Below are 24,460 nucleotides of genomic sequence, written 5' to 3' on the forward strand. Positions count from 1 at the left end.
GCTCTAGTCCTCGGCGCCGGCTTGCGTCCACAGGGCCGCCAGCGCGTAACACAAGACGTGCAGGGCAAGCCGCTGCTCGGGTTCGTCGTACGCGAGCCCGAGCTGCCGGGCCCTGGTCAGTCTCGCCAGCACAGTGTTCCGGTGTACGCCGAGACGCTGCGAGGCCTGACTGAGTGAGCCACCGCAGTCCAGTACGGCGAGCACCGTCTGTACCAGCGCCATCCGGTCGCGGGCGTCCATCAGTTCGGCGAGGCAGAGGTCGGCGACCTGGGCGATCTCGGTGGTCGGCAGCCAGGCGAGTGCGGCGGACGCGCCGACCTGGTCGAACCACTGCACGCCGGCCGGCCCTTGCTCGCGCGCGACATGTGCGGCGAGCCGCGCCTCGGCGACCGAACGCAGCAACCCGGCGACGCCCGGATGGGCCTGGCCGACGCCGATGACGAGCCGGTGCGCTTCCGCCGAGTCGCGAAAGGCTGTCACGGCCCGGCGTAGCGGTCCTACGTCGTCTGGTTCCTCACTGCTGTGCCAGGAGATCCAGCTGTCGCTGTCGACGACCAGAGGCCAGTGCGTTCGGCCGCGCTGCCAAGCTGCACGGACCAGATGAGTGACCTCTTCGGACGGTTCACCGGATGGGCGGAGCGGTGTTATCCACACCGCCCGGTTGGCGCCGTCGACCTGCCAGCCCAGTTCGCTGCTCCAGGACGGTGTTTCGATCTCGGGCTGTACGGCGGGAGCGTCGTGGACCGGCTCGGCGGCCAGCCGTCGCAGCAATCCGAACGCCGCCTGCTCGTGGGCGGAGTGAACGGTCGAGTCGAGCCGCGTCTGAGCCCAAGCTGCTTGCAGAGAAGGACGAGCCAACCGGAGCAGTGATTCGACCTGTTCGACAGCCATCGGGCCGTTCACCGGAACGGCCGCGACCAACCGTGCCCACGGCTGCTCGCCCGGTCCTTGCACCTCGACCTCGACCCGCCGAGCCTTCGTCTTGTCCTGTAACGCGGCGACCCGGCCGGCCACGGCAGTCTCGCCGATCACGAGCGCCACCGGCATGTTCTGGAGCTCGCTGTTGAGGACGCCCAGAACACCGCGAACGTTGGTCTGCTCGGCGAGCCGTTCGGCACACAGGGCCTGGCCCAACGCCCGTGCCGCGGCCGGTGCGCTGACCTGGCCGGCGAGCTGGAGTGCGACGTCGACCGGATCGGTGTCGATGGCCAGCAGCGTCATGTTCAGTCGTTCGGCCAGCGCGGCACCGGCCGACCCGGCGATGGTGCGCGAAACGACGACCGCCGAGACGTTGCGCTCCCACGCCAGGTGAAGTGCGGCCGCCAGCGACCAGCCGCCGGCGGCGGCCGTGTCGTGCAGTACGACGAGAACGTGCGGAGCGCACCGGCGCATTCGCTCGAACGTCTGGGCCAGGACAACCTGCTCGACCTGCCGCAACGGGTCGGCGAAGTGCAACCGGCTCGCGCCCGCCAGGGGCTGGATGCGGACCAGGCCGCCGAGGGTGATCGGCAGGGTCGAGGGACTTTGGCTCACGCTTCACCTCGCAGTCGCCGTGGATGGTCGAGCGGGATGCCGTGGAAGTTCAGGCCCACCATCGCCATGCCCTCGTCGGAGTACCAGACCGCGTCGCCCGGGGTCACGAGCACGTCGACCAGGTCACCGCGTTCGAGGCTGTCGAGGGTCGCCAGTGTGCCGCGGGCGACATCGACGAGACACAGCAGGTCGGGTGCGCCCGCGATCAGCTCGCCGTTGGCGAACACCGCGACGATCTCGCTGCGCAGCTCGATGCGCAACTGTCGTCGCTGACCGTCGATCTCGTCGATCACGACGCTGGACGGGTGGGCCGGGATGCTGCCGTCGGTGGGCCGGCTGAGCTGCTCGAGCTCCGAGATCCGTCCCCGGCCGAGCCGGCGGCATCCGGTGATCGCGGCCAGCCGGCTGATCAGCAGATCCGGATCGTTCTGTTGCAGCAGCACCCGTCCGACATTGGCGATCCGGGAGATGGTGCCGGGCAGTGCGCCCCGGCGTAGCGCGCCGGCTGTGGTCGGGTAGGAGGCGAGGGCTGCCCAGCCGCCCAGGGCATCGAGGCCGGCCCGGAGCAGCAGGTCCGCCCGCAGACCTGTCCTCGCGTCCACCAGCACACTGTCACCCGTGGGTCCGTAGGCGACGAGCGGCGTCGGCGAGATTCCGGCGAGGTGCATCGCGGTGTGATGGATCAGCGCGAACGCACGTCCCATACCGTCGGCGTCCAGCAGCGGTACGCCGAGCTGGGCCGCGGCGGCGACCGGTACGAGGGCACTGACCGTGGCTGCAGCGAGCGGGTACACGGCCCCGAATCGGACACCTTGCAACTGTTCGATCTGGCGGATCGCGGACACGAACTCGTCCCCGGCCGGTGGCAGGTCGGCCAGCGCCGACCCGGATCCGAGCACACACAACGACACGCAGGGGGTCTCCGGGGCCATCGTTTCGACGCGATGCAGCGGCACCGGCCCCTCTCGTTCGAGGAGCCCGGTCAACCATGACGTCAGGGAGGACCGGCTCGCGTCGCCGACAGCCGGAGCGTAGAACTTGGCGCCCTCGTACAACGCCGGCACGTCCGCTGCGCTGATCCAGGTGGCGGCACCGCTCATGGGGCTTCCTGGAGTGGCTGGGCCAGGCCGATGTCCGGCGTACCGGCGACACGGACCCGGATGCGGACCGTGCCTGCCGGGCTGTACGGGACGGCCACCGTCGAGACCTCAGTGAAGAAGGCGGTACCGGGTGCCGCGCCGTTGGCGGTGACGTACGCCGTGGCGCGTTCCTCGGCGTCGCGGCGGACTGTCCTGAGTTGGTCGGCGGACTCGATGAACGCCACCTCGTCCAGCCAGGACGTCGGCGAGCTGACGGCCGCGCCGACGCAGGCCAGCAGCTCCGGAGTCCGTCGTGCCCGCACGATGGGTACGTCGGGCATTCGGCCGGGCACTCCGCTCCGCGTGACGTCTCGTTCGGGAGTCAGGACCGCGGTCGGTACGACGAGTTCGGTGCCGATGCCCGCCGACTCGGCCAGGCTGACCTGGGCCAGGCCGTGCCGGACCTCGCCTGCCAGTTGCGTTCCGTCGCGGGTCAGCAGAACCCGGCAGTCGGCCAGGCCCTCGAGGTAGGCGGCGCCGCAGACCTCGAGGGCGTCGGTCGCGCCGAACGCGACCACTGGCATGGTCCGGATCCGCGACGCGGTCGTGTAGCCGCCGTCGCCCCGGGCCACCCGCAGCTGGAATTCGCCGGGTAACCGGCTCAGCACCCGCTCGCATCGGTCGATCAGCTGCTCGGCGACGCCCGCGAGGGCGCAGTCGAGCACAACGGTGGCTTCCCGCGCGACGAGTCCGTGGCCGCCGTACTCGCTCGCGGCGGAGATCCGGGCGCCCGGAATCGCGGTCTGGATCGCGTCGGCGACGCCCCGCTCGTGGCCCGGGCGCGCCTGGGAGCCCGCGGCAACGATCGCCACATGCCGGATCGAGCCGGCCGCGAGTTCGGCGCAGACCTCTGCGAGCCGGCCCTGGTCCAGCGGACAGAGTTCGTTGCCGAGCAGGTCGTGGCCGCCGGCAACGGTGAACCGGCGCGCCACCTGCCGCTCGACCAGGGCGGCAGGGGAGCGTGCCAGCGCGGGGTCGGTGGCGGGCCGCGGTACGACGCGGATCACCGCTACCCGCGGCAGCCCGCTGTCCGCTCGGGTGATGGCGTCGAGCAACATCGGCGCGAGGTCCACGGTGACCGCGATCGGCCCGCCCGGGAACTCGCCGATCGCTGTCCGGACGGCGGACGCGATCGTCCCGTCGAGGTCGGCCCGAGCCGGCTCGACCGGTAGAACGGCCGCGCCATGCACCACGACCGCGAACGAGCGCTCCGGGTGCAGGCTCACGCCGACGTGTGCGAACTCGCCAGTGCGAGACACCACGTCAGGGTACAGCCGCTAGCGGGACCGTCGGCGCAACCAACGGTCGGTGGTGACCGCGAACAGGATCAGGCAGCCCTGCAGGACCTGTTGGTAGATGGTGTCCCAGCCGAGCAGGTTGAAGCCGTTCCCGATCAAGGTCAGCAGGAACGCTCCGACCACGCCGCGCCAGATCGCGCCCTCGCCGCCGAGGATGCTGGTGCCGCCGATCACCGCCGCCGCGATCGCGGTCAGTTCCGCGCCGGTGGCCATGGTCGACTGGCCCGAGCCGGCCCGGGAGGCGAGGATCAGCCCCGCCAGCGCGGAGCAGACCCCGCTGATGACGTACGCCGCGACGTGGACCGAACCGACCCGGATCCCGGACAGCCGAGCGGCCTCCAGGTTGCCGCCCACGGCGTACACCCGGCGCCCGAAGGTGGTCGTCGAGATCAGCAGCCCGATGGCGACCACGACGGCGACGAACATGACCGTGGCCGAGGTCAGCCCGAACACGGAAGGCCAGGTCAACGCTCCGAAGTTCTCCGTCTGCGTCTCCAGCGGGTAGACGATGGCTCCCGCGGTCACGACGACGGCGACGCCGCGGTAGATGATGCTGGTCGCCAGAGTCGCGATGAACGAGTTGATCCCGCTGCGTACGACGATCATTCCGGTGACGAAACCGAGCACCGCCCCGGCCGCCACGGCCGCGCCGAAGCCGACCGGCACGTTGGTCAACCGCATGATCTCGACGCCGACGATCGCCGACACCGCGAGCGTGGCACTCGAGGTCAGATCGAACACGCCGCTCAGGATGCACACCGTCGCGCCGGCGGCCAGCAGCCCGACCACCGTGCACTGGTCGAGCAGATTGATCAGGTTCGATCTGGTCAGGAAGGTGTCGGTGCTGACCGACAACGCGATCACGATCGCGATCAGTGCGACCAGGATGCCGTAGTCGCGGATCCGGATCGCCCGCCGCGATCCTGTGGACCCTGTGGCCGGGTGCGGCGACTGGGTGGACGGTTCGGCGGGGGTGGCTGCGTCGACGGTCACGTCGGCTCTCCTTCGTCTCCGAATGCGGCGGCGATGACGACCTCCTTGGCCGTTCCCCGCGGGAACTCGCCGACCGGGCGCCCGTGCCGGAGGACGAGGACCCGATGGGACAGGGCGAGCAGCTCGTCGATCTCCGACGAGACGCACACGACGGCCATTCCGTCCCGGGCGAGTTCGGTGATCAGGTGGTGGATGTGGCTCTTCGCGGCGATGTCGACACCGCGGGTGGGCTCGTCGACGAGCAGGATCCGGGGCGAGCACAGCAGCCACTTGGCGAACAGCGCCTTCTGCTGGTTGCCGCCCGACAGGGTCTCGATCGGCGCGTCCTTGGCCGCGGCGCGGATGTCGACCAGGCGTGACACGGTGTCGACCGCGGTCCGTTCGGCCGTACGGCGTACGACGGGACCGGTCCGGCGGCGTGGCAGTGATGACAGCGCGACGTTCTCGCTGACCGAGCGTGCCATCACCAGGCCTTGCTCCTTGCGTGACTCCGGCACGAAGGCGATGCCTGCGGCCATCGCCCGCCGCGGCGACAGCCGGGTGAGCGTGGCGCCGTCGACCTGGACTGTGCCTGCTGTCGCGTGGTCGGCGCCGAACAGCAGCCGGAGCGTCTCGGAGCGCCCGCTGCCGACCAGGCCGCCGAGGCCGAGGATCTCTCCGGCCCGGACGTCGAGGTCGACGCCCTGGACAGGTCCGCGCCGCAGGCCGCGGGCCGAGAGCACTGTCGGAGCGTCGTCCGGGACCGGGTCCGGCGTGCTGTAGAGCATGTCGATCTCGCGACCGACCATCTGCCGGACCAGGCTGCGCGGTGTCTGGGTGGCGGCGTCCTCGGTCGCGACCAGTGCCCCGTCGCGCAGCACAGTGATCCGGTCGGCGACCCCGAGGACCTCGTCGAGGAAGTGCGAGACGAGCAGGATCGTCGTACCGCCGTCGGCGAGGCGGCGGATGAGCGCGATCAGGTTGTCCTTCTCGTGCTCGCTGAGGACGGCGGTCGGCTCGTCCATCGCGAGCACCCGCGCACCGCGGGCCAGGGACCGGAGGATCTCGACCTGTTGCTGTACGCCGGTCGGCAGCAGGTCGACCCGGGACCGCGGATCCACCTGGAAACCGGTCAGCTCGATGAGCTCGTCGAATCGCTTCCGGTCGTGCGCGGCCCGCCGTACGCCGGCGGTCTGCGTCCAGCGACCGAGGAAGACGTTCTCGAGCACGGTCAGGGCGGGAACCAGTGCGCCTTCCTGGGAGATCAGGCTGACGCCCTGCGCGATCGCGTCGCGCGGCCGCGCGAACGTCACCTGCTCGCCGTCGAAGGTCAGCGTGCCGTGGTCGGCCCGGACCACTCCGCCGAGAATCTTGAGCAAGGTGCTCTTCCCGGCGCCGTTCTCGCCGACGAGCCCGTGCACCTCGCCCGGCGCGATGCCGAGATCGACATCGCGCAGGACGCTGACGCCGCTGTAACTCTTCCCGACGCCGCGAACCGAGATGCCGGGCGCCTTGGTAGCAGTGGTCATGGGGGAGCTCAATCGGAGTAGTCGGCGGTCAGGCCTTTCAGCGTCTCCTTGGTGCCGAGGCACTCGAACTTCGTCAGCGCGGTGCAGGCGACGGTCGAGGCGGGCACGTCCTTGCCCCTGGCCTTGGCGATCCCCAGTTCCGCGGCCTTGGCTCCTTCGGACTTCTCCGGTACGTCGTAGACGCCGTACCAGGTGCCGTCGTTGACGAACCCGAAGGCCTGGGTGGAGCCGCCGTTGCCGACGAAGCCGATCTTCTTGCCCTTGGCAAGCGGTGTCGCGCCCTGGAGTGCCTGGGACGAGCCGATCACCACGTTGACGTCCGGATGGGACTGCAGCAGGTTCTGCATCGCGGCCCGGCCGGCGTCCGGGGTGTACCCGCCGACGAAGTTCGAGACGACGGTGGCGCCGCCCGCCTTGAGTGCGTTGACGGCGGCCTCGGTCCTGGCGGTGTCGAGCGGGTAGTTCGCGAAGCCCTGCAGGTAGGCGACCTTGCAGGCGCCGCCGGTCACCGTCTTGCAGGCTTCCAGGCCGAGTTTGGCCAGACCCTCCCCGTTGACCGTCGGCGGGTCGATGATGTTGATGGTGCCGGGGACCTGGGGTTCGGCGGTGTCGAACTTGCCGCCGACCGGGGTGAACTCGACCACCACGACGATGCCGGCGGCGATCGCCTGCTTGATCGGGTTGACCATCGCGACCCCGTCGTTGGCCTGCACGATCACGATGTCGTACCGCTTGGAGGTCACCGCGTCCTGCAGCTGGTTGACCTGGGTCGGGCCGTCGAAGTTGGAGTCCAGGAACGTGGCCGTCGCGTTGTTCGCCGCGGCGTACGACTGGACGCCGGCCCAGGCCGCCTGCGCGAACGAGTTGGCCTTGGCGAAGCCGAAGAAGCCGATCTTCAGCTGTTTGTCCGCGGCGACCGAGGTCGGTGCTCCGCCGGCGGTGCTGGTCGCGGGTTTGCTGCAGGCCGCGATGCTGATCGCTAGTGCGGCGGTCACACCGACCACCGCGAGTCGGGCAGCTCGTATCACGGGTGCTCCTCGGGCGTGATGGGGGCGGAACTCACAGGGGATTCTGAAGTGGACGGGTCAGCAGCGACGAGTTCGAAGAGTGCGCCAACGATCGGCTCGCCCGCTGTGGTGTCCAGTACGGCGGCGAGTTGCCCGGACAAGGCGACGCGCCAGGGATCCTCGACCCAGTGCTGGTAGTCCGCGGCCGTGTCCCAGTCGGCGATGACCAGGTGTGTGGCCGGTCCGCCGTCGACGGATCGCAGCAGTGACGCGTCCCGGCAGCCCGGGAACCGCCGGGCGCGTGCCAGAATGCCGTGCTCGGCGTACAGATCCTCGAGCGCGCTGATATCGGCGGCGCGAAGAGAGAGCACACTGCGGATCATCTGGGCCTCCGGTGGATCCGGGGTGGTCGAGTGGGCAAATGCTGTCGTCGGCCGCCGGTAGGCCGATGTGCGCCGAGCACATCGGCCCGCATGACCGCTGTGCATGTGGGCGTTTGCCGCCGGGTCCGGGCCCAGCGGACTGGTTGACACCCCGAATTCGGCTGTGTCACTTTCGAGTCCTCCGCCGTGCCAACCGGCGAGGATCACCCGGCTGACCGTCGCCCGGAAGGCTTCCGCCTTGGGGACAACGGGCCCTTGTACGTCAGCCGCCTCAACCGCCGTACCTGGATCGCCGCTGATCTCCGCTGGGTCGCGGCGATCCCCGGTGCGGCGCGCCCGCGCCCCGCGGATGAGCGAAAGGCCAGAGACCATGACCAGCACCAGCCGTGTCGCCATCGACGTCGGCGGTACGTTCACCGATGTCGTCGAACTGCTGGCGGCCACCGGTGAGATCCGGTTCGACAAGGTGCCCACCACCCCCGCACAGCCCACCGAGGCGGTGCTGAACGCGTTCGGCATCACGCGGACCGGGCTGCCGGAGGTGGCGATGTTCACGCACGGTACGACGCTCGGCCTCAACGCGCTGCTGACCCGTACCGGCGCCCGGACCGCGGTGATCGGAACCGCCGGATTCCGGGATGTCTATCTGCTCGGCCGGACGGATCGCCGGACCAACTACGACATCACGTATCGCCCGCCGCCGGCGCTGCTGGAGCGCTACGACACGTTCGAGGTGCCGGAACGCAGTCTGTTCGACGGATCGGTCCATCGTCCGCTCGACGCCGATGCGGCGCGCGTGGTCGCCGCCACGATCGCGGAGCGCGGATACGACTCGGTGGCGGTGGCGTTCCTGCACGCATATGCCAATCCCGCACACGAGCTGCGGATGCGGGAGATCCTGGCGGAGGTGGCTCCGGGCGTCGCGGTGACACTGTCGCACGAGCTGTCCCGCGAGTACCGCGAGTACGAACGGACGAGTACCGCGGTCCTCGACGCGTACGTGAAGCCGATCGTGCGGCGCTATCTCGAACGGCTGGAAGGCGAGCTGCGAGGCGGCGGGTTCGAGGGCCGGTTCCTGATGACCCGGTCCGGCGGCGGCGCGATGACCGCGAGTGTCGCCCGGGAACAGCCGGTCAGCCTGATCCTGTCCGGACCGGCCGGAGGGGTCATCGGTGCCAGCGCCTTCAGCACACTGATCGGCGAGCCGAACCTGATCACCATCGACATGGGCGGAACCAGTCTGGACGCGTCGCTGGTGGTCGACGGCGAACCTGTGTTGCATCAGGGCGCGGAGTTCGAGCAGTTGCCCATCAACACCCCGTCGCTCTACATCCACACCATCGGCGCGGGCGGGGGATCCATCGCCTGGCTCGACGACGCCGGGGTGCTGCAGGTGGGGCCGCAGAGTGCCGGCGCGGATCCCGGTCCGGCGTCGTACGGTCGCGGCGGCACTGCGCCGACGTTCACCGACGCGGCGCTGACCGTCGGATATCTCGGGGCGTCCACGCCGCTGGGCGGCCGGCTCGTCCTCGACGACGCGCTCGCGACGGCAGCGCTGAAACCGCTGGCGGGTCAGCTCGAGCTCAGCCCGGCCGCGCTGGCCCGCGGCATCATCCGCATCTCGACCGCGAAGATCACCGGCGCGGTACGGGCGATCACCGTCGAGGTCGGCCGGGATCCGAAGGACTTCGCGCTCCTGTCGTTCGGAGGCGGCGGCGGTCTGGTGGCGGTCGATGTCGCGCGTGAGTTGTCGATACCGACGGTGATCGTTCCACCCGGCCAGGGTGCGTTCTCGGCGTTCGGGATGTTGTTCGCCGACGTCCAGCACGACTTCGCCCAGACCTCGGTGATGCCACTCGCCGGCCTCGACGAGACGCGCCTGGCCGCGGCGTACGACGCGATGGCCGAGGAGGCGGCGTCCGCCTTGGCCGCCGACGGGTTCGGGCCCGCCGCGCAGGTGCTGGTTCGCAGCGTGGACGTCCGCTACTCGGGGCAGGAACACAGCGTGACGGTGCCGGTTCCGGAGGGCGGACGCGTGGGTTCGGTCGAGCAGGCGTTCGCAGAGCTGCACGAGCGGCAGTACGGCCACACGATGGACGATCCGATCGAGATCACCACGCTGCGGCTGCGGGCGACCGGGCTGGTGGACAAACCGACGCTGCCCCGGCTGCCCCGCCGTACCACCGGGAAACCATTGCCGGAAGCAACCAGATCCGTGTATGTGTCCGCGGAGAAGCCGCAGGAGTCGTACGCGCTGTACTCGCGCGAGGATCTGCTGGCCGGCGACGAGCTGGCCGGTCCGGCCGTCATCGCCGAGCACACCGCGACCACCGTGGTCCACGCCGGCGACCTGCTCCGGGTCGGCGATCACGGCGAGCTGATCATCACTGTCGAAGGAGTCTGATGAACGACTCGATCACCATCGAGGTCATCCGGCACGGTCTGCTGGCCGCCGCCGAGGAGATGGCCCGCAACCTGTGCCGGACGGCGTACAACACCGTCGTCTACGAGATCCACGACTACGGGATCGGCATCCACGACGCGGCCGGGGACGTGGTGGCCGACGCGCCGGGCATCGCGGTCTTCACGCGCGGGAACGACCACGGCATCAAGGCCGCGAAGGAGTTCCTTGGTGCGGACGCGATGCTTCCCGGCGACGTGTTCCTGCTGAACTACCCGTACTGGTCGTCCGCACACACCCTCGACCCGCTGGTCTTCGCCCCGATCCACGTCGGCGAGGAGCTGATCGGGTTCGCCTCGTGCCGCGTGCACGTACTCGACCTGAAGCAGAAGGACCCCGGGTACGTGCTCGACTCCACGGACATGTACCAGGAAGGCCTGTTCTTCCCGGCCACGAAGCTGTACCGCGAGGGCGAGGCCAACGAGGACATCTTCAACGTCATCCGCTTCAACAGCCGCCTGCCCGAACGGACGATCGGCGACCTCCAGGCCCAGGTGTCCGCGTGTGTGACCGGGGTACGGCGTACGCAGGCGATCGCGGCCAAGTACGGCGTACCGGCGCTGACCGGTGCGATGGAGGCGATCAACGATCACGGCGAACGGTTGGCCCGGCTCGCGCTGGCGAAGCTGCCGAAGGGGACGTGGACCGCGTACGACTTCGTCGACTCCGACGGTGTGGATCTCGACCGGATGGTGAAGCTCAACGTCACCGTCACTGTCACCGACAAGGAGATGGTGATCGACTGGACAGGCACCGATCGCGGTGTCCGCGGCCCGATCAACCTGCCGGTCGGCCAGACCGCGGCGTTCTGCAGCTTGGTGTTCAAGGCGCTCACCACGCCGGACACACCAGTTGTCGCAGGCAACTTCCGGCCGCTGCGGATCGTCACCGAGCCTGGCTCGGTGGTGCACGCCGTACCGCCGATGCCGACCTTCACGCTGTGGACCGGGCTGCTCGGCGGCGAAGTGGTCCTGAAGGCGCTGGCGCAGGGGATGCCCGATCGGGTCCCGGCCTGCTCGGGCGGTGATGTCTGCTCGATGATGGGGCTCGGGATCAACCCTCGCAACGGCGAGCAGTGGCTGGAGGCAACCAACGAGGCGGTCGGTTTCGGCGGGCACGCGGGTGGCGACGGTGCGGACGGCATCATGCATCTCACCGAGCCAGGCTGTCGCAGTAATCCGGTCGAGGTGCTGGAGACCAAGTCCCCGATGTTCATCGAGTCGTACGGGTACCGGCCGGACACGGGGGGTGCCGGTCGGCACCGCGGCGGAGTGGGGGTCGGCCGTACCTATCGCTTCACTGCTCCGGCGACCGGGATCTGCCTTGTGTACAAGACGAAGACCAAGCCGTGGGCGATCGACGGCGGCCGCGAGGGCGACAACAATCACATCGTCCTCAACCCCGGCACCGAGCGCGAAGTGGTGCAGGGCGGGAGCTACAACCGGCTGGAGGCCGGCGAAGTTCTCGTGAACAACACCGGCGGCGGTGGCGGCTACGGGAACCCGTTCGAACGCGACCCCGAGCGAGTGGCGGCCGACGTCCGCAACGGGTTCGTGTCGGTGACAGCGGCGGAACGCGAGTACGGCGTGGTGGTCGACCCGACGACGTTCGAGGTCGCCGAAGTGCGCCGCCGGGAATGATCCCGCGACAACGGTATGACGCGGGGAGCCATCTGTCCGGACGGCGGCAAACGTTGATCCATGGTGTCCGCCTGGAGAACGGACCTCTCGATCTGGCCCCTTCGGATCACACCGCACGACACAGATGCGCTCGCCAGACGGGACTTCGGATTGAGCGTCCGCGGACGGGCGACGTCGTGTGCTCACGCTTGTACTCACTGGAATGAGTGAGTAAAGGCGAGTGCGGATCACAGCCGTCGGCAACTCTCCATTGGAGAGCGCGCAGGTCAGCGCCAACCTTCGGGCAACAACGCGACAGGCCAGCATGCCTGGCGCGGTCAAACGGGGGTTAGGGGTTCAGTTACCTCACCTCACCGGCTACCTGCCGTGGGATCGGGGTGACTTCGGCAGCAGGTTCTGCGTGTGCTTGCTGTGGCGTTTATGGCTTGAGTGAAGCCCATCTTGAGGACCAGCGTTCGTAGATCGCCGGGTCTGGTCTGTAGGACACGATCGCTGGCAGGGGCACGTGCATCATGACGCCGGCGCCGCTGGTCGTGGCGAGTTCGGCCCATGGCTGGTCTGTGCCGGCTGGATAGTGTCGGTGTGGCGAGAAGCGGATCACGGTGTCGGTGCGCACGATGTCGGCTGATTCGTGAGGTTCCCAGGTGAGCCAGCCGGAGTTGGCGATGCGCGAGATCGTGAGCAGTGCTGTGCATCCTCGCCGCGTCGCTGTTCCTCGGCGGCGACTCACTCGCCGACTTCTCCCTCGCGCTGCTGCTCGGAATCCTCGTCGGCACCTACTCCTCCAACCTCACCGCGGCCCCGTTCCTCCTCGAACTCGAACGCCGCTACCCGGCCCCGCCCCCGCGCCCCAAACGCACCCAAGTGGACCGCGACGCCCAACCCGACCGCGGCGCCGTCGTCTGACCCGAAGGGTTATCCCGCTCTCCTGTCCGATGTGTGGGTGGTGATCATCCCGGTCTGGGATCAGGGAACAGGCAATGGTGGGTCGGCCGCTTCGGCATCTGGTGTGTCGGGCAAGTCCGACAGGCCCTGTAACAGGCTCGAGTCTCGCGAAGGCGGCTACGAGGTCAGCGTCTACGCCTGTGGGTGGAGGACGATCCGTCCGAACGGGCGGCTCTCGGCGAGTGCGCGATAGGCCGCTTGTATCTCCGAGAGTGGAAAGGTTGCGCCGATGGGTATGTCGAGGTCGCCCGAGGCGGCGAGTTCGGCCAGCTTCCGGAGGGCTGGAGCACCGCCTGCGTTTGCCGTGCCCAACGCCTTGACGCCCGTCCCCTTGGCTGCCTGGTAATCAACCACGGTGTTAATGCGCCCGGTAGGCACGCCTAGCGCCAGGGCAAGGTCGACGTAACCTGACCCGAACGCGTCGATGAAGGCATCGATCCGACGCCCGTCGGCTGCGGCACGGATGTTGTCGCTCACATCGTCGCCGTACGGGACGGGGATGATGCCATGCGCCCGCAAGCGACCTGCATTCGTTGGGCCTGCGATGCCGATGACCGTCGCACCTTTCCGTCGGGCCAGCTGTGCGGCCGTGAGACCGACCCCGCCAGACGCGGCGGATATGACGATGAGCTCACCGTCGCTGGCTTCGACAGCCTCGACGCTGGCCAATCCGGCCATGGGTGTGACGTAGAGAGAACCGGCCACGTCCCATGACAGCACAGCCGGCTTCGCTATCAACTGTTCTGCAGGCACGGCGACGAACTCCGCGTGTGCCGACCAGTCTTGCGACCAACCGAGGACGTCATCGCCAACCTTGATGTCGTGCACGTCCGTGGCGACGGCTGTCACCGTCCCGGCAAGGTCGCGGATAGGTACGTACGGCGATCCGTGCAGTGCGGATAAAGACCCCGGGTTGATGCACGACGCCTGAACCTGCACCACCGCATGACCTGGTGCAGCGTCGGGGACGGCCATCTCGTCGATCCACAGCTGCTCGATGCCGCCGAAGCGGTCGTACCGGACTATGCGCATAGGTCGTCCTTTCCTGGATATGGACAACGGTGATGAAATTCCTGAGCTCGGCTCATCGGCGCCGTAACAGGGGCAGGAGGATGTCGTCGACGAGGTGATCAAGGAATGCGCTGTCACAGGACTTCCCGGCGACGACAAGCCGGTGCACGATGACGGCCGGAGCGATCTCGGCGAACAGTTCCGCCGCGCGTGGTGCCAGCGCCTCGCCGTGCTCGATGGCTCCGCGGAATGACTCCTCGACCATTGCGGCCTCGTCGCGGTGCAGGATGCGCCGCATCCCCGCGGCGAGATCCGGGTCGCTGCGCATGCCGGCGAAGAGCGCGCCGAGCAGCCCGATCTCCTGCTCGGCGACCTGCTGCGCCAGCCAGGACACGATCTCCAATAGCCCGTCGCGCAGGTCGCGCGACGTGATCACGGGCGGAGTGGCGGCCACGCGCTGCTCGACCGCTGCGACGACCAGGGCGGCCTTGTTCGGGTGGCGTCGGTAGATCGTCGCCTTGGACACCCCGGCTCGAGCCGCGACCGCCTCGACCGACATCTGCTCGTACCCAAGTTCGGTCAGCACCCACAGTGTCGCGTCGAGAATCGCCACATCACGCCCGATATCGCGCGGCCTGCCCCGTGCGCGCAGAACTCCCGGTGTCGACGTGGCCTGGTTCCGCGATGCTTCCCCTGGCATACCTCACCCTTCGATTTACAAAACGGTGCTGGATCGTATCGTAAAGGAGGCGCGACTGTGACGCAACCCAGGGCAACTGCCAGGTCGGATGGTCTTGGTGCGAGTGACGCCGTTTGTTGCCATCGGCCCCGTCTACGGCCGGTCCGCGAGGACGGCGCTCTACGAGTTCGATCCTGACGGCCACGGGTGAGGTTGCTGGCGGCAACGGGTGCGCTGTCGAGTTGACCCTCGGCGAGCCGGTCTCAGGGGCAGGATGGGATCGCCTGTGCAGGTCACGTGCCGGAACCGGGCCCACGTCCCGCCGCCGTCGATCGCGACCGCCTCGTACAGGTGCCGCGGCGCGCCCAGCAACCCGGCGAGGAAGCTCACCATCGTGTTGCCGAGGCCCCAGACGCCCATCAGGGTCGGCGAGGGTGCGGCGCTCCTCTCGCCGTAGATCCAGCTCGACTCCGGCAACCCAACCTGTCGCTGCATGCTGTTGAGCAGCCCGAAGTCCCGGGTTGAGATCCAGATCCACAGCACCGAACTGGCGACTGCCGGCACCAGCGTCGGCAGGTAGTAGATCGTCCGCCACAACGACCGGCCGCGGATGCCCTGGTTGACCAGGATCGCGATGACGAAGGCGACCAGGAGAGGTCAGCGGCATGACGCCGAGCGTGCAGCATAGGCGATTCGCGTCCAGCCGCTGGCCCGCTGATTGGGGATGAGCCGGGTTCAGGTGCGTCGCCTCCAGCTCGCGCTGCAATTAGTGGTGGGTCAAGATCTCGCGGGTGGCGTCAGGACCGAAGGGTGCGCAGCCCTGCGCGGATTTCGCTGACCAGGATCTCGGGCTGTTCCATGGCCGCGAAGTGCCCGCCCTTGTCGGCCTCGCCGTAGTGGATGAGATTGCTGTACGTGTCTTCGATCCAGCTTCGTGGCAGGCGTGGGATGTCCCTCGGGAAGACGGTCACCGCGACCGGAAGCGCCAGCTTCGGGCCGGCGAAAGTAGCCGACTTGTTCTCCCAGTAGATGCGGGCGGACGACGCTGCGCTGTTGGTGAACCAGTAGAGGGATATCGCGTCGAGCATGTCGTCGATGCTGAGAGCGTCCTCGGCGAGACCGTGGTTGTCGGATTTGGACTGGAACTTCTCGTAGATCCAGGCTGCCTGACCAGCGGGAGAGTCCGCCAGGGCGAATCCGACAGTCTCCGGCTTCGTGCCCTGAAGGTGGCTCGAGCCACCGAGGTTGCCGGTGTAGAGAGCCAGGGTCTCCACGGCGTAGTGCTGTTCAGGCGACAAGGTGTCGGGTATCTGTGCGGGAAAGGCGTACTGGGTGTTCAGATGAATTCCGAGGAGCCCTTCAGGTTGCATGGCCCCGAGAGCGGTGGTGACGACGGCACCCCAATCGCCGCCTTGCGCGGCCCATCTCGTGTAGCCGAGACGCTGCATCAGCTCCACCCATGCGCTGGCGATGCGCGATACCGTCCACCCGGTCTCCGTGGGCTTCTGGGAGAACCCGAACCCGGGAAGCGACGGAACGACGACGTCGAATGAATCGGCGGCGTCTCCTCCGAACGAAACCGGATCGGTCAGTGGGCCGATCAGCTTCAGGAACTCGACGATCGAGCCCGGCCAGCCGTGCGTCAGTATCAGTGGCATCGCGTTGGGATTCTTGGACCTGACGTGGATGTAGTGGATGTCCAGCCCATCGATCTCGGTCAGGAATTGGGGGAAGCGATTGAGCTCGGACTCGAAGCGCCGCCAGTCGTAGCCGTGCTTCCAGTAGTCGACCAGAGATCTGGCGTTCTCGACGCGAACCCCTTGCGACCAGTCGCCCACCGTTTCCGGATCCGGCCATCGAGTTCTGGCCAGTCGCTGCTTGAGGTCGTCGATCGCCGAATCCGAGATCGAGACGGTGAACGGGCGGACGAGGGTCGAGGCCGGCGGCGTCGGTGCGGTCATTGCCTTCTTCTCCTGGGCTTCGAAGCACGGCGCAACTCTCCGTTGCACACTAGTGTGCAGTCTACTTCGTTGCACACGGGTGTGCACTGTGATTCATTGCACACCGGTGTGCATAATTGGTGGTGTGCCCGCCGAGTCCTCCCGTGTGCGCTCGATGAACGAGACACGCGATCGCATCCTCGACGTCGCCCTCGATGTGCTGGGAGACAACCCCGACGCCGGAATGGGTGACATCGCCTCCGCTGCCGGTGTCGTCCGTCGCACCGTCTACGGCCATTTCCCCTCGCGCCTCGACCTGATTCGGACACTCACGGAACGGGCTGTCACCGAGATGACAGCTGTGCTCACCGAAGTCGACGCCTCCGGCGCTGAAGCGGACGCAATGTGGGTCGAATTCATCGCCCGCATCTGGCCGGTGGCACACCGGTACCGAGTGCTGTTGGCGCTGCGCCGCGGCGAGTACGGCGAGGCGATCCACGGCTTGCTCGGGCCGCTCGATGAACTCCTCGCCGACCTCGTGAAGCGAGGCCAAGACAGCGACGTGTTCGCACAACACCTGCCGCCAGGCATTCTGAGTCAGATTGCCTACGGCGTCGTGTTCGCCATCGCGGACAGCGACCCGTCGAACGGGACCCTCGGCGCCCGAGCAGCGACGATCACGAGCCTGCTGATGCTGGGAGTTCCCGAGACACGCGCCATCGCACTCGTGGACGACCAGCCCTGACCCGCAGCACTCGAGGACTGCTTGTTCATGGGTGATGCGGTCGGTCAGCGAATGAGGCGGTTCAGCAATTCGCCGAGGGCCTGGCGCTCGCAGTCGGTCCAGGGCCGGCAAAATGTGCTGGCAGCGCATTGGCGGCACTGCTCGGCTGCCCGGCGACCGCCATCCGCGAAGTTGCCAGCACCGAGCTCGAGATCTGATCGCGCCGCCGAGCCGTCAGCGGAGCAATCCGCCGGGCCAATGGGCGTCATGGTCCTTGCGCATCCGCTTGATGTCGCTGAAGACGCCGGGCAAAGCGCCCGGCAGATCGCTGACCAGCTCGGGCACGCCCGGCCGTCACTGCCCCAGGATGTCTACATGGGACGGAAGGCGAAGAACCCGGCAGCAGCCGCCGCACTGGAGGCAGCTCTCAACACATCACCCGAGGTTGCCGACCGACTCCGACACGGTGGCCCGGCCGATACGTCCGACACCTACGGGTCCGACGTGGCGTAGGACACAAAGCATGGGATAAAGCCTGGGACCCACAGAAGCGAAAGCCCTGGTCACCGTCGTGACCAGGGCTTTTGTGCGCCGCCAGGGACTCGAACCCCGAACCCGCTGATTTCCAGCTGAGACTGACCAGCGTCGGTCACTGGTGAGCCAAAGCTCTTATAAGTAAAGGATCCCGCGACTGCTCGGTTCGCATTAGTTCTCATCAGCAACCATCCTCTCGCGCTGATTGAGGTGCGTAAAGAGGTGCGTCGTCGGTTGGTCGATCCGTTGGCGGACCTGTCGTAGGAAGGTTGTCCGGCGGTCTGTGCGGTGACCTGTTGTTCAGATCCACTGAGCGTTGTCTGGATCCCAGTCCTTACCTCGGGCGTGGCCGCTGATGAGTGGGTCTGCGAAGGCTGTGATCACCGCGACTGCATCCGCGAAGCTGGTTGGGTAGCCGGTAGCGGCTGGGCCTTGGCGTCGTAGCCATGCGGTGTAGGAGGGCTGTCGTTGCTGGGGGAGATCGGTGATGCTCGAGCTGAGTGGTCGCAAGGTGATTCGTCGGTGGGCTGCGGTGGCTTCGAGAGCAGTGGTCACCTCGTCGGCGTGGAGGGTGTTGGCGCGTAGCAGGCGGTAGAGGTCGGCGTAGTCGCGGTCGCGGGTGTTGAGGTCGCCGAGTTCGATGGCGGTGGACAGTTTCTCTGCGATGACGGTGGCGAGTGGATAGCCGAGGATGGTGAAGGTCCCGGCGTCCAGTAGTTGTTGGTACTCGATGAATTGAGGTTCGGGGGTGACGGGATCGCCGATACTGACGTCGAGTTGGAGTTTGAGTTGTGCGCGGGCGATAGTGGCGGGCATGACGAGGCGGAGTCCGTGGTAGCGGCCGTCGTCTCGAATCGGCGCGGTTCTCAGGTTTCCGCCGTCGAACGTGACTCCGTCGTCGACTTCGGTCGCTGCAATTGCGTTGATCCGTCGGGTGATCTCGGTGTCCTCGCCGGTGAAGGCTTGCCCGAGAATGTCGATGTCTCGGGTCGTGCGGCGTGCGCCGAACTGGGCCAGGAGCAGTCCGCCCTTGAGGATGAAGTGTTCGCGGCTGGCTGGAGATGTGGCGAGCCGGTAGAGGAATCGTTCGAGGACGTACTCGACCATGATTTCGTCGGTTGCGCGCCGTTCGCGGCGTGCTGAGTTCCGCAGGTCGTTGTAGACGCGACCGGCGGTGGTGTCGCGGGCTGGGTTGACCATCAGGCAAGCACTGCTTCGACGGCGGGCCGGATGACGGACAGAGCGTGCAGTTCACGCGCGATGCGTTGCAGATCGCCGACTCCGTCAGGCCCACTGGTTCGCAGGTACCGTCCGAGTGCGGCGAGGGCGAGTGTGTGGCCGATGCGGTTGCGGTGGCGCATGGCATCGACGACGCTGCGGGCTGCGTCGTAGACCGGCACGAACTCGCCTGGCGCCGCCTCGTACTGCTCGATGTTGAGGTCGAAGGTTTTCGCGGCGTACTGCGCGACGACGGTGGGCGGGTAGGAGATCGCCGGACGGCGGGTGCCACGCGGTACGGCGATATGTACGGCGGCCGGTATGTCGTCGATCAGCTCGTGCAGCGCGAGAGCGGACTCACCGCAGACGACCGCGTGGGATGCTCGTGTGTGTACAGCCAGCAGATCGAGGTGCGCTGTCTCCGGGGCGTCTGACTGACGGTAAACGCCGCGCGAGAGTTCAATCGCGGCGCCTTCGCTGACCAGCGTCGCCAGATCCCGCGACGGCAGGCCGGCCTGGCGCGCCCGCGCCGTGGTGAAAGTAGGCGGCAGCATCGCGAGCCGTTGGCGTGCGCGAGGCGGCTCGACGGGCGTCATGTACCAAATCATACCCCATGGCGGTGTTGAAGGGTGCGATTTGATACACGCTATCGATGATCCGGAAGGTGAGATGGTCGCCGAGGTCGACGTCGACCAGTTCGGTCAGTGCTTTCTCGGCCTCGGCGAGATTGGTCGCGTGCTGGGCTGCTAGGTCCATGTCCTTGGTGGTGCGCGAGCGGGGCACGCGGGCGAGCATGCTCATGCCGCCCTTGAGGAGCCAATCGGTCTGCTCGCCGTGGGCGAAGACTCGGGTGAGGAACCTGTCGAAGCGCGCTTGTCGGATCTGGGCGTCGATGCTGGCGGCGCTGACGCCGGGGCCTGCTTGCTGGGCTGCTTTCTTCGCGGCGTCCTTGATCGCCAGTTCCAGGGATTGCCAGTCGGCGTAGCCCTCATGGTCAGTCATGGTCCCATCCTTCCGGAGTGACGCCGGCCAGCTCGAACAGGTTGTTCGCAAAGGGAGTTGGCGTCGCTCCTGCGTCGCGCTGCGGTGGGATCGGGGTAGGACGCGAGCCGGTCGGGTGCCACGAGCTTGTCGGCGCGGACCGCGCCACGCACGGCGTCGGCGATCAGGGACAGGTCGGTTCCGAGCTCGACGAGATCTGCGATCGTGCGTTCGACGGTCAGGGTGGGGACGCCATCGACGGGCATTACCTCGGCATGGGTCAGTTGCCGGATGCGCAGACGTACGCCGGGACGCCGGGTTCCCTTGCGTGCTGGCACGATGAAGTCGAAGCCGTTGAGGAAGTAGTCGCCGATTTCGTGAATGTTCGCCGCCGTGATGCCGGCTGCCACGATCGATGCGACGCCGGCCGCGGTGCGGGGGGGCGGTCGCTCCACCAAGGCCAGCCAGGTTGCGTAGATTGCTTCGTGATCCTGTGGTGGCGCTCCGGCAATGCGGTACACGCCCTGTGCCACACGCTCGATGACGCCGGCTGACGCCATCCGGGACAGCTGCTTGCGGGGGACGCCGGCCTTCTGGGCCTGGGCAGTGGTGACCAGGCCCCACCGGCGTGCCGCGATGGAGCCGAGCCGTACCAGCGTCGAATCAGCCATTGCAACTATGGTGTCCAGTTTCGGGGACAAACGTTGTCGCAATCTCCGCGGAGGGGTCGCGCCCGAGTGGGGCTGGGTCAATGGACCAAATTGACGGGAGGTCAAGTGCCGGGAGATGTCGCGTCCCGCAGTTCTACGCCGGCGTAAGGGGGATGGGGCGGTCTTGCGCCCTGGCAGGATGGTCGCGTGAGTCTTCGTGATGATCGCGATGGTGGCGGCCCGGACTTGCGTCGTGAGTTGTTCGAGCTCCGGGTCGAGCGGGACCGGCTGCGGGCGGAGAACGCGCGGCTGTCCCGTCTGCTGGAACTGCGGGGCGAGGACACCGCGCCCGCTGCTGAGCAGCTCGCGGCGCCGGTTGGGCCTGGCGGGCTGGTGTCGATGGCGGGCTCGACGCCGCAGCAGAAGCTCGCCCTCTACCTGGATCTGTTCCGTGCCAGGACCGACACCTACGCCAGGCGCTGGGAGGATCCGCGCACGGGCAAGAGAGGGTGGATGCCCGCGGCGGCGGGTGGGTGGCGCAAGGGCATGACCCGTGCGACCGCCCGCCTGCTCCCGCTGACCCCGGATGTCGTCGCCGAGCACCTGGCCGCGAGGTCGCGGCAGGACCTGTTCATTGGCCTGTGCCCGATGCTCCCGGACAACACCTGCTGGTGGCTGGCTGCCGACTTCGACGGCAAGACCGCGATGCTCGACGCCCTGGCGTACGTCAAGGCCGCGCGAACTGCAGGTGTCCCTGCTGCGCTGGAGATCTCCCAGTCCGGCGCCGGGGCGCACGTGTGGATCTTCTTCACCGAGGCGATCCCGGCGCAGATGGCACGAGCGGTCGGGACCGCGCTGATCCACGAGGCCATCCTCCAGCGTGGCGCCATGAGCCTCGGCTCCTACGACCGTCTCTTCCCGAGCCAGGACGTACTGCCCGGCTCCGGGCCGGGCAACCAGATCGCCGCACCGCTCCACGGTAACCGCCGCAAGGACGGGCTCACGCTCTTCCTCGACCCGGCTACCCTGGAGCCCTACGAGGACCAGTGGGCCTTCCTCTCGACGCTGGACCGGCTAACGCCCGGTGACGCCGCCCGGCTCGCCCGCAAGTCGTCGCGCGCATCCGTCGGCAACGACGTCACGACCCTCGTGCGCGCCGAGTCCACCAAGGTGCACCCACCCATGCCACCGGTTGTGCGCGCCGAACTCGCTGCCGGCCTCGTCCTGGACGCGACCGACCTTCCGCCTGCTGCTCTGGCGACTTTCAAGCACGCCGCATCGATGGCCAACCCGAAGTTCTACGAGTTGCAACGACTGCGCAAGTCCACCTGGGACACCCCTCGTTTCGTCACCGGCTACGACCTGACCCTGGACGAGAAGCTAGTCCTGCCTCGCGGACTGCGGCACCTGGTCACCGGCATCATCGAGCGCAGCGGCGCACGCCTCGACGTCACCGACAACCGGACCGCCGGCATGGAGATCGACGTCGCGCTTATCGGCGAGCTCGCCGACCGGCAGGCCGCGGCGGTCGGTGAGCTGCTCGCGCACGACGACGGCGTCCTCGTCGCCCCGCCAGGATCGGGCAAGACCGTCATGGCGTGCGCAATCATCGCCGAACGAGCGGTGTCCACAATGATCCTGGTCGACCGCAAGGCCCTCGCCGACCAGTGGCGCGCCCGACTGACCGAGTTCCTCGGCGTCAAACCGGGACAGGTCGGCGGCGGGCGGAGCAAACTGACAGGGATCGTCGACGTCGCCATGCTGCCCACCCTGGCCAGACACGACGACGTCGCGAACCTGACCGCCGGATACGGGCAGGTCATCGTCGACGAAGCACACCACATCGCCGCAGCCGCCTATGACCACTCGGTCAAGAAAATCACCGCCCGGTACTGGCTCGGCCTCACCGCCACCCCCGAGCGCCGCGACGGCCTTGGCGAGCTCCTGCGCTGGCAGCTCGGCCCGGTCCGGCACACGATGACCGACGCGATACCCGGGACGCTGGCCGAAGCAGCCGACACCAGCGACGGACCGGCACGAGTGCTGCATATGCACGAGACCACATTCACCGCAGCAGATATCGATCAGGACGCCCCGTCACCGATCGCCGAGGCCCACCGGGCGCTCACCGCCGACAAAGACCGCAACGAGCAGATCCTCGGCGACGTCCACGCCGCTCTCACCCGGGGGCGTAACTGCCTGATCCTGACCCGCCGGGTCGCCCACCTTGAAACGATGACCTCGCTCCTGGCCAGTCGCGGCCACGAACCACTTGTGCTCCAGGGAGGCATGCCGGCCAAGGAGCGACGCGCCGTCGTCGAACGACTCACCGACGCCAGGGCTGGGGACGGCGTCCTGGTCCTGGGTACCACACCGTTCGTCGGCGAAGGGTTCGACGCACCGGCCCTGGACACCCTGTTCCTCGCGGCGCCGATCTCCTTCGACGGGCTCCTGGTCCAGTGCGCCGGACGAGTCGTCCGCCCCGCACCAGGCAAGACCGTCGCCGAGGTGCACGACTACCACGACCCGCTCGTCCCGCTGCTGGCGGCCTCGCTCCAGCGGCGCAGGCCCGGGTACAAGCGGCTGCGATTCGACCGGGCCTGATGACGCCCCTCGGCATAGGGTGCCGCGTCAGGCGCAAAGCATCACATCAGCCCTCGCCGATGTGCCAGGCCCCGTGCCGCTCATGAAACCGCTGCCGACGTGGATCGACGACCGTTCCCGCGAACAGTTGCTCGACGTCGGTCGAGAAATAGCTGATCACGTTCCTGGTGCCGAGGTCGCGCTCGACCACCGGCGGGTTGACCAGACTTCTCGGATTCGCCGACAACCCGGGAGATCCCGAACCAGCCCCGCAGAGCTTCCGAGACCGCGTGCTGCACATCCCCGTCATGATCACCGCCACAGGCAGCCGTGTCCGGATCCAGGCGACAGCACCCGAACGACAGTCTCTGCCCGCCCACAAGCCAGAGCGGGACACCAGAAACCCCAAGTAGACAACGCGGTCCCAGGACTAAACCGAGCCTTCTCTTTGCCCCGACACATCTAAACCAGCGATCACAAACGCACAGCCACCCATCCTGTACCCCACCGCCGGATGAAGGATGAAGGGTAACGTTGGGCCCGTGAGCACGAAGGCTGAGCGTCAGGCTGCGCGTCAGCAGGTCGCTACGTATCACGAGGTTCAACTGGCGGCTCTGGTTCAGCGAGTCGCTGCGGCGATCGATCGGCACCGCGACGGTGAACTGGACGTCTTCGAAGCCGACGAAGTGATCTTCCAGTATCAGCGTGCCGCGCGGCAACTGTGGACGTTCTGCCAGACCACCGGCAGCCAGGCTGAACTCACCGCTCATATCATCCAGCGCATGGCTGAGGACGGCGAGGCGATCGATTGGTGGGAACGCGGCCAACCGCGCCACCGCAGATGATGTGGAATCCACCGTCAAGATTACGGTCAGAATAGAAATCTCAGCTCAGGATTAGCGATCCGGAGTGGTGATCAAGCTGCCTTGTGACCAGGTGACACAACGGTCCGATCGGAGGGAAATCACTGCCACGTTGCAGGGGTCCGGAGTCGCAGATTCAATCCCTGCCCCGCTCCTGGCAGAGGCCCCCTGACCAGGGAAGCTGTGGTCAGAGGGACTCTGTTATTCGCGAAACATCAGGGTCGCCACGCGGTTGCTGCTGCCCTAGTCGTCATCCTGGGCCCGGTAGCTGGGCTGGGCGAGCGAGTACTTCGGCGATGTGCTGGTGCGAAATGCGCCGTCATCGCACAAGGTGGCCGTCGGAGTCGCGCTCTTCGTGCTCGCGGGACTC

Annotated in this window: 23 protein-coding genes; 7 read left to right on the forward strand and 16 right to left on the reverse strand. The window is 67.7% G+C overall.

Going from position 1 to position 24,460, the window contains the following annotated elements; genetic code table 11:
- Nucleotides 1–3: 3 nt before the first annotated feature.
- From E0H50_RS18230 to E0H50_RS18260, 7 genes are read right to left on the reverse strand one after another with little or no spacing between them, the layout of a single operon-like run.
- Nucleotides 4–1,533 carry a PucR family transcriptional regulator gene (locus E0H50_RS18230; protein ID WP_131289799.1) on the reverse strand — a complete coding sequence of 510 codons (1,530 nt, stop codon included), beginning with the start codon at nt 1,531–1,533 and terminating at the stop codon, nt 4–6.
- Nucleotides 1,530–2,633 carry a DUF917 domain-containing protein gene (locus E0H50_RS18235; RefSeq protein WP_131289801.1) on the reverse strand — a complete coding sequence of 368 codons (1,104 nt, stop codon included), beginning with the start codon at nt 2,631–2,633 and terminating at the stop codon, nt 1,530–1,532. The genes E0H50_RS18230 and E0H50_RS18235 overlap by 4 nt, the downstream gene beginning before the upstream one ends.
- Nucleotides 2,630–3,931 (reverse strand): hydantoinase/oxoprolinase N-terminal domain-containing protein, encoded by a 1,302-nt coding sequence (locus E0H50_RS18240; protein ID WP_131289803.1) that lies wholly within the window; start codon nt 3,929–3,931, stop codon nt 2,630–2,632. Before E0H50_RS18240 ends, E0H50_RS18235 begins: the two co-directional genes overlap by 4 nt.
- 18 nt (nt 3,932–3,949) lie before the next feature.
- Nucleotides 3,950–4,963: an ABC transporter permease gene (locus E0H50_RS18245; RefSeq protein ID WP_131289805.1), complete on the reverse strand. Its 1,014-nt coding sequence runs from the start codon at nt 4,961–4,963 to the stop codon at nt 3,950–3,952.
- A complete protein-coding gene (locus E0H50_RS18250; protein ID WP_131289807.1) occupies nt 4,960–6,471 on the reverse strand; it encodes a sugar ABC transporter ATP-binding protein in 1,512 nt (503 codons plus the stop codon). The genes E0H50_RS18245 and E0H50_RS18250 overlap by 4 nt, the downstream gene beginning before the upstream one ends.
- Before the next feature lie 8 nt (nt 6,472–6,479).
- Nucleotides 6,480–7,499, reverse strand: coding sequence for a sugar ABC transporter substrate-binding protein (locus E0H50_RS18255; protein ID WP_202868200.1), 1,020 nt, complete (start codon nt 7,497–7,499; stop codon nt 6,480–6,482).
- Nucleotides 7,496–7,861 carry an antibiotic biosynthesis monooxygenase family protein gene (locus E0H50_RS18260; RefSeq protein ID WP_131289808.1) on the reverse strand — a complete coding sequence of 122 codons (366 nt, stop codon included), beginning with the start codon at nt 7,859–7,861 and terminating at the stop codon, nt 7,496–7,498. Before E0H50_RS18260 ends, E0H50_RS18255 begins: the two co-directional genes overlap by 4 nt.
- A gap of 370 nt (nt 7,862–8,231) precedes the next feature.
- On the opposite strand from E0H50_RS18260, the gene E0H50_RS18265 reads away from it, so the two are divergent.
- The 3 genes from E0H50_RS18265 (at nt 8,232) to E0H50_RS18275 (ending at nt 12,868) form a co-directional block, all read left to right on the forward strand.
- The gene (locus tag E0H50_RS18265) at nt 8,232–10,265 is read left to right on the forward strand and encodes a hydantoinase/oxoprolinase family protein (RefSeq protein ID WP_131289810.1); all 2,034 of its coding nucleotides are present in this window, start codon (nt 8,232–8,234) and stop codon (nt 10,263–10,265) included.
- Nucleotides 10,265–11,962, forward strand: a complete 1,698-nt coding sequence (locus E0H50_RS18270; RefSeq protein ID WP_131289812.1) for a hydantoinase B/oxoprolinase family protein — start codon at nt 10,265–10,267, stop codon at nt 11,960–11,962. Before E0H50_RS18265 ends, E0H50_RS18270 begins: the two co-directional genes overlap by 1 nt.
- Nucleotides 11,963–12,646: 684 nt before the next feature.
- The gene (locus tag E0H50_RS18275; RefSeq protein ID WP_238151047.1) at nt 12,647–12,868 is read left to right on the forward strand and encodes a hypothetical protein; all 222 of its coding nucleotides are present in this window, start codon (nt 12,647–12,649) and stop codon (nt 12,866–12,868) included.
- 171 nt (nt 12,869–13,039) lie between these two features.
- On the opposite strand, the gene E0H50_RS18280 is transcribed toward E0H50_RS18275, so the two are convergent.
- The 4 genes from E0H50_RS18280 to E0H50_RS18295 all read right to left on the reverse strand — a co-directional run bounded on the left by E0H50_RS18280 (nt 13,040) and on the right by E0H50_RS18295 (nt 16,558).
- Nucleotides 13,040–13,939: an NADP-dependent oxidoreductase gene (locus E0H50_RS18280; protein WP_131289815.1), complete on the reverse strand. Its 900-nt coding sequence runs from the start codon at nt 13,937–13,939 to the stop codon at nt 13,040–13,042.
- A gap of 52 nt (nt 13,940–13,991) precedes the next feature.
- Nucleotides 13,992–14,531, reverse strand: coding sequence for a TetR/AcrR family transcriptional regulator (locus E0H50_RS18285; RefSeq protein WP_202868202.1), 540 nt, complete (start codon nt 14,529–14,531; stop codon nt 13,992–13,994).
- Nucleotides 14,532–14,777: 246 nt separating this feature from the next.
- A complete protein-coding gene (locus E0H50_RS18290; RefSeq protein WP_131289819.1) occupies nt 14,778–15,194 on the reverse strand; it encodes a carbohydrate ABC transporter permease in 417 nt (138 codons plus the stop codon).
- Nucleotides 15,195–15,394: 200 nt separating this feature from the next.
- The gene (locus tag E0H50_RS18295; RefSeq protein ID WP_131289821.1) at nt 15,395–16,558 is read right to left on the reverse strand and encodes an epoxide hydrolase family protein; all 1,164 of its coding nucleotides are present in this window, start codon (nt 16,556–16,558) and stop codon (nt 15,395–15,397) included.
- A 124-nt stretch (nt 16,559–16,682) separates the two neighbouring features.
- Between E0H50_RS18295 and E0H50_RS18300 the strand changes: the two genes are divergently transcribed.
- Together E0H50_RS18300 and E0H50_RS43010 are read left to right on the forward strand one after the other, a co-directional pair.
- Nucleotides 16,683–17,282, forward strand: coding sequence for a TetR/AcrR family transcriptional regulator (locus E0H50_RS18300; RefSeq protein WP_131289823.1), 600 nt, complete (start codon nt 16,683–16,685; stop codon nt 17,280–17,282).
- A gap of 354 nt (nt 17,283–17,636) precedes the next feature.
- A complete protein-coding gene (locus E0H50_RS43010; RefSeq protein ID WP_165547184.1) occupies nt 17,637–17,774 on the forward strand; it encodes a hypothetical protein in 138 nt (45 codons plus the stop codon).
- Between the two features lie 321 nt (nt 17,775–18,095).
- Here the strand turns inward: E0H50_RS43010 and E0H50_RS18310 are convergent, their stop codons facing one another.
- From E0H50_RS18310 to E0H50_RS18325, 4 genes are all read right to left on the reverse strand, one after another.
- Nucleotides 18,096–18,902, reverse strand: coding sequence for a nucleotidyl transferase AbiEii/AbiGii toxin family protein (locus E0H50_RS18310; RefSeq protein ID WP_202868203.1), 807 nt, complete (start codon nt 18,900–18,902; stop codon nt 18,096–18,098).
- Nucleotides 18,903–18,994: 92 nt separating this feature from the next.
- Complete coding sequence (locus E0H50_RS18315) at nt 18,995–19,567, reverse strand: type IV toxin-antitoxin system AbiEi family antitoxin domain-containing protein (protein WP_238151048.1); 573 nt, start codon at nt 19,565–19,567, stop codon at nt 18,995–18,997.
- On the reverse strand, nt 19,473–20,015 hold the full coding sequence (locus E0H50_RS43855; protein ID WP_238151049.1) for a nucleotidyl transferase AbiEii/AbiGii toxin family protein: 543 nt from the start codon (nt 20,013–20,015) through the stop codon (nt 19,473–19,475). The genes E0H50_RS18315 and E0H50_RS43855 overlap by 95 nt, the downstream gene beginning before the upstream one ends.
- The gene (locus tag E0H50_RS18325; RefSeq protein WP_238151050.1) at nt 20,012–20,665 is read right to left on the reverse strand and encodes a type IV toxin-antitoxin system AbiEi family antitoxin domain-containing protein; all 654 of its coding nucleotides are present in this window, start codon (nt 20,663–20,665) and stop codon (nt 20,012–20,014) included. Before E0H50_RS18325 ends, E0H50_RS43855 begins: the two co-directional genes overlap by 4 nt.
- A 186-nt stretch (nt 20,666–20,851) precedes the next feature.
- On the opposite strand from E0H50_RS18325, the gene E0H50_RS18330 reads away from it, so the two are divergent.
- The gene (locus tag E0H50_RS18330; RefSeq protein ID WP_202868204.1) at nt 20,852–23,248 is read left to right on the forward strand and encodes a DEAD/DEAH box helicase; all 2,397 of its coding nucleotides are present in this window, start codon (nt 20,852–20,854) and stop codon (nt 23,246–23,248) included.
- Nucleotides 23,249–23,294: 46 nt separating this feature from the next.
- Here the strand turns inward: E0H50_RS18330 and E0H50_RS18335 are convergent, their stop codons facing one another.
- On the reverse strand, nt 23,295–23,474 hold the full coding sequence (locus E0H50_RS18335; RefSeq protein WP_131289831.1) for a hypothetical protein: 180 nt from the start codon (nt 23,472–23,474) through the stop codon (nt 23,295–23,297).
- Between the two features lie 295 nt (nt 23,475–23,769).
- On the opposite strand from E0H50_RS18335, the gene E0H50_RS18340 reads away from it, so the two are divergent.
- Nucleotides 23,770–24,072 carry a hypothetical protein gene (locus E0H50_RS18340; protein WP_131289833.1) on the forward strand — a complete coding sequence of 101 codons (303 nt, stop codon included), beginning with the start codon at nt 23,770–23,772 and terminating at the stop codon, nt 24,070–24,072.
- The last annotated feature ends 388 nt before the right edge of the window (nt 24,073–24,460 follow it).

The sequence above is a fragment of the Kribbella sindirgiensis genome (genome assembly GCF_004331435.1).
Classification (GTDB): domain Bacteria; phylum Actinomycetota; class Actinomycetes; order Propionibacteriales; family Kribbellaceae; genus Kribbella; species Kribbella sindirgiensis.

Bases quoted from the DNA above. Each gene is read 5' to 3' on its own strand.
- E0H50_RS18235 (WP_131289801.1), bottom strand. From the start codon at position 2,633: ATGAGCGGTGCCGCCACCTGGATCAGCGCAGCGGACGTGCCGGCGTTG.
- E0H50_RS43855 (WP_238151049.1), bottom strand. From the start codon at position 20,015: ATGACTGACCATGAGGGCTACGCCGACTGGCAATCCCTGGAACTGGCG.
- E0H50_RS18260 (WP_131289808.1), bottom strand. From the start codon at position 7,861: ATGATCCGCAGTGTGCTCTCTCTTCGCGCCGCCGATATCAGCGCGCTC.
- E0H50_RS18250 (WP_131289807.1), bottom strand. From the start codon at position 6,471: ATGACCACTGCTACCAAGGCGCCCGGCATCTCGGTTCGCGGCGTCGGG.
- E0H50_RS18265 (WP_131289810.1), top strand. From the start codon at position 8,232: ATGACCAGCACCAGCCGTGTCGCCATCGACGTCGGCGGTACGTTCACC.
- E0H50_RS18270 (WP_131289812.1), top strand. From the start codon at position 10,265: ATGAACGACTCGATCACCATCGAGGTCATCCGGCACGGTCTGCTGGCC.
- E0H50_RS18280 (WP_131289815.1), bottom strand. From the start codon at position 13,939: ATGCGCATAGTCCGGTACGACCGCTTCGGCGGCATCGAGCAGCTGTGG.
- E0H50_RS18315 (WP_238151048.1), bottom strand. From the start codon at position 19,567: ATGCTGCCGCCTACTTTCACCACGGCGCGGGCGCGCCAGGCCGGCCTG.
- E0H50_RS18295 (WP_131289821.1), bottom strand. From the start codon at position 16,558: ATGACCGCACCGACGCCGCCGGCCTCGACCCTCGTCCGCCCGTTCACC.
- E0H50_RS18325 (WP_238151050.1), bottom strand. From the start codon at position 20,665: ATGGCTGATTCGACGCTGGTACGGCTCGGCTCCATCGCGGCACGCCGG.
- E0H50_RS18310 (WP_202868203.1), bottom strand. From the start codon at position 18,902: ATGGTCGAGTACGTCCTCGAACGATTCCTCTACCGGCTCGCCACATCT.
- E0H50_RS43010 (WP_165547184.1), top strand. From the start codon at position 17,637: ATGGGACGGAAGGCGAAGAACCCGGCAGCAGCCGCCGCACTGGAGGCA.